Here is a 2968-nt window from a genome sequence, read left to right as displayed (position 1 = left end):
TCCATAGACTTCGGCAGTGTCAAAAAAGGTGATTCCTGCCTCTACTGCCGCTTTAAAGGCCTCCTCTACCTGACTAGCTCCGTATTCCTTGCCATAGTTCCAGAATAGTTTATCTCCCCATGCCCAAGTCCCGATTCCCAAGGCACTGACGGAAATTCCTGTTTGTCCGAGATTAGCGGTTTGTCTAGTCATATTCCCTATAAAGAATGACAGCGTTTCTCATTTAAAGTTGAAGTGTAACCTATATTTGGTCTGACTCCCCACTAACCCCCTTTTTTGATTCCGGGAAATTCCCACCCATAAGTAATGGGAAAGGACTTGACTTTGCCGGCGATTTGCGCTATGCTTTTCTTATAATGGGAATCTGTGCAAATTTTTTTAGACACAAAGATTTCCATTATGAATAAAATCCTTTAAAAATATTATCCCAAAATCTGCCGACAAAAGCAAGCGAAATTTTGCCGATAATTGTTAAGTTTTGTTAACAAAGAAATACAGAGATCAGCAAGGTAAAAAAATCGAAGTCTCTTACTGATCTTGTTTGTCGCCTAAGCTATGATTAGGTTAGGCGAATTTGGCGCTTTGACTAATTGTTAGTGCTAACTTCCGTGGTTTCAACAATTGCCGTCGGTTGGCAGGGAGTAGGTGGAAATTTCTCTGGAAAAGAGAAGCCTAAAAATGATGCGATCGCAAATATGGTGCTGATAATTTTGGCAAGACTAACAAGGTCTTCTCTGTACTTTAACCAATATTTATACATAATCATCAATCCTTTTACTTAGGAGGTGAACTATCTTTAGATTAAAAAAAATCTGATTATTTGTCGTTACTCAAAAGTCATGAAAATGGTACTTTTTTTAGGTACTCTCAAGTAACCTGACAAGGTACTGAAAAGTAATCTTAAGTCCTGCAACCCTTAAAAAATGATGATGAATGAACTAAAAATGACTGAAATTAAAACCCTTTCATGGACTGAATTAGAAATGCTGGTTAATGATCTGAAAAAAAAGCATACAAACAAGGGATTAACGGACGTGGAGACAAAAATATTAAAAGGTGTTTTTGAAGATAAAACATATCGTGATCTAGCGGAAGAAATTAGGCAAGAAGAACAGTCAATCAAGAATGCGGCTTCTAGTTTATTTAAAATCTTGTCAGAGCAAACAGGTGAAAAGATTGAAAAGAGTAATCTGATTACTGCTTTGACAAGGTATAGAGATAATTCTCAGACATTTGATCATAACAATAAACCGCAAACTCAGCAATCAGATAAAGTTTTTGAATTAGTTATTGAGGTAGGGATAGACGACCTGACACCAGAGAAAATTGATAAGATTAACAACCTTATTCAAAAAATCGCCAGAGACAACACGATCAAGCCTATTATGAAACTTAAAGGCAGTATTCGGCTATTTTTAGAAGGTTCAGAAGATGGCTTAAAGCGCCTAGCAGATTTACATCAATCGGGGGAATTGCAAGCCCTTCTCAATGAACTTAAATCAGACGATATACCCGAAATTATCGTCACAAAAGCAGAGTTCACTACAGATGCAAAAGTTATTAAAAAAGCCGAATTAATTAAGGCAATTCGAGAGGGAACAATCAATAAGAAAACTCTACGATTTGTTGATTTAAGTGGGGCTATCCTGATTGGGGCTGACCTGAGTGGGGCTGCCCTGATTGAGGCTGACCTGATTGGGGCTGCCCTGATTGAGGCTGACCTGATTGAGGCTGACCTGATTGAGGCTGACCTGAGTTGGGCTAACCTGAGTGAGGCTGACCTGAGTGATGCTAACCTGAGAGGGGCTAACCTGAGATGGGCTGACCTGATGGAGGCTAACCTGAGTGGGGCTAACCTGATTGAGGCTGACCTGAGTTGGGCTATCGTGAGTGAGGCTATCCTGAGTGAGGCTATCCTGAGTGGGGCTAAACTGAGTGGGGCTAACCTGAGAGAGGCTAACCTGAGTGGGGCTGACCTGAGAAAGGCTAACCTGAGTGGGGCTAACCTGTGGGGGGCTATCCTGATTGAGGCTAACCTGAGAGGGGTTAACCTGAGTGGGGCTAACCTGAGAGGGGTTAACCTGAGTGGGGTTAACCTGAGTGGGGCTATTCTGAGAGGGGCTAACCTGAGTGGGGCTAACCTGAGTGGGGCTGACATTGAAAACGCTATCTTTATCGATGCAACGGGGATCACCCCCGAACAAAAACAGGATTTGATTCGACGAGGGGCAATTTTTGGGGATAATTCTAACGATCGCAGTAAAGCATTAGTTTAAAACAGCCTTTGATCTCCACCTTCAGCAGAGATTTAGGTAGGGTTGGCTGAATAAATGTGAAATATAGACGAGATAAGGGGTTTGGCGGCCTGTTTAGCCAAGCAGCTGCAAGATTTTCAAGCTGGTGGCTCAAAAACCTTGTATCTTAATCGGCGATCGCCCTTACTTTTTCAGCCAACCCATAATTAATGGGAAAGGACTTGACTTTGCCGGCGATTTGCGCTATGCTTTTCTTATAATGGGAATCTGTGCAAAATTTTTTTAGACGCAAAGATTTCCATTATGAATAAAATCCTTTAAAAATATTATCCCAAAATCTGCCGATAAAAGCAAGCAAAATTTTGCTGATAATTGTTAAGTTTTGTTAACAAAAAAATACAGAAAGGTAAAAAAATCGAAATCTCTTGCTGATCTTGTTTGTCTGCTTGATTGTCGCCTAAGCTATGATTAGGTTAGGCGAATTTGGCGCTTTTCTCGGATTAAGATTAACCCACCGCAAACCCTGTATATTCTCTGACTAGGGGTTCATGGAAGGCTAAAACAATATCTTCTTTAGGAACGCCTAAATTAACCAATTCATTGGCAATTCCCACCTCAGTGCCATCATGTTGTATCCAGATTTTACCCTTTTTAATATCGAGATGCAAAACACAACCATGATATCTTCGTCTATTTTTCCAGCCAACATACAT

The 2968-nt window shown here is 40.7% G+C and carries 4 protein-coding genes; 1 reads left to right on the top strand and 3 read right to left on the bottom strand.

The genetic code is table 11. From position 1 onward, the window contains the following. Window positions 1-192, bottom strand: a 192-nt coding sequence (locus PX484_RS14020; protein WP_288104331.1) for an aldo/keto reductase, incomplete at its 3' end; no start/stop codon positions are given. A 394-nt stretch (window positions 193-586) separates the two neighbouring features. Then, on the bottom strand, window positions 587-760 hold the full coding sequence (locus PX484_RS14015; protein WP_184891232.1) for a hypothetical protein: 174 nt from the start codon (window positions 758-760) through the stop codon (window positions 587-589). A 163-nt stretch (window positions 761-923) separates the two neighbouring features. Between PX484_RS14015 and PX484_RS14010 the strand changes: the two genes are divergently transcribed. Continuing rightward, on the top strand, window positions 924-2276 hold the full coding sequence (locus PX484_RS14010) for a pentapeptide repeat-containing protein (RefSeq protein WP_288104329.1): 1353 nt from the start codon (window positions 924-926) through the stop codon (window positions 2274-2276). A gap of 485 nt (window positions 2277-2761) precedes the next feature. Here PX484_RS14010 and PX484_RS14005 read toward each other — a convergent pair. Beyond that, window positions 2762-2968 (bottom strand): XisI protein (locus tag PX484_RS14005; protein WP_288104326.1); only part of this gene is annotated, 207 nt, incomplete at its 5' end.

The sequence above is a fragment of the Microcystis sp. M49636_WE2 genome (assembly GCF_030065375.1).
In the GTDB taxonomy this organism is placed as follows: Bacteria; Cyanobacteriota; Cyanobacteriia; order Cyanobacteriales; family Microcystaceae; genus Microcystis; species Microcystis aeruginosa_C.
The sequence above is the reverse complement of the archived record's forward strand: the minus strand, read 5'-3'. Positions and strand labels throughout refer to the sequence as shown.

Coding starts and splice junctions, on each gene's coding strand:
- PX484_RS14015 (WP_184891232.1), bottom strand. CDS start 760: ATGTATAAATATTGGTTAAAGTACAGAGAAGACCTTGTTAGTCTTGCC.
- PX484_RS14010 (WP_288104329.1), top strand. CDS start 924: ATGATGATGAATGAACTAAAAATGACTGAAATTAAAACCCTTTCATGG.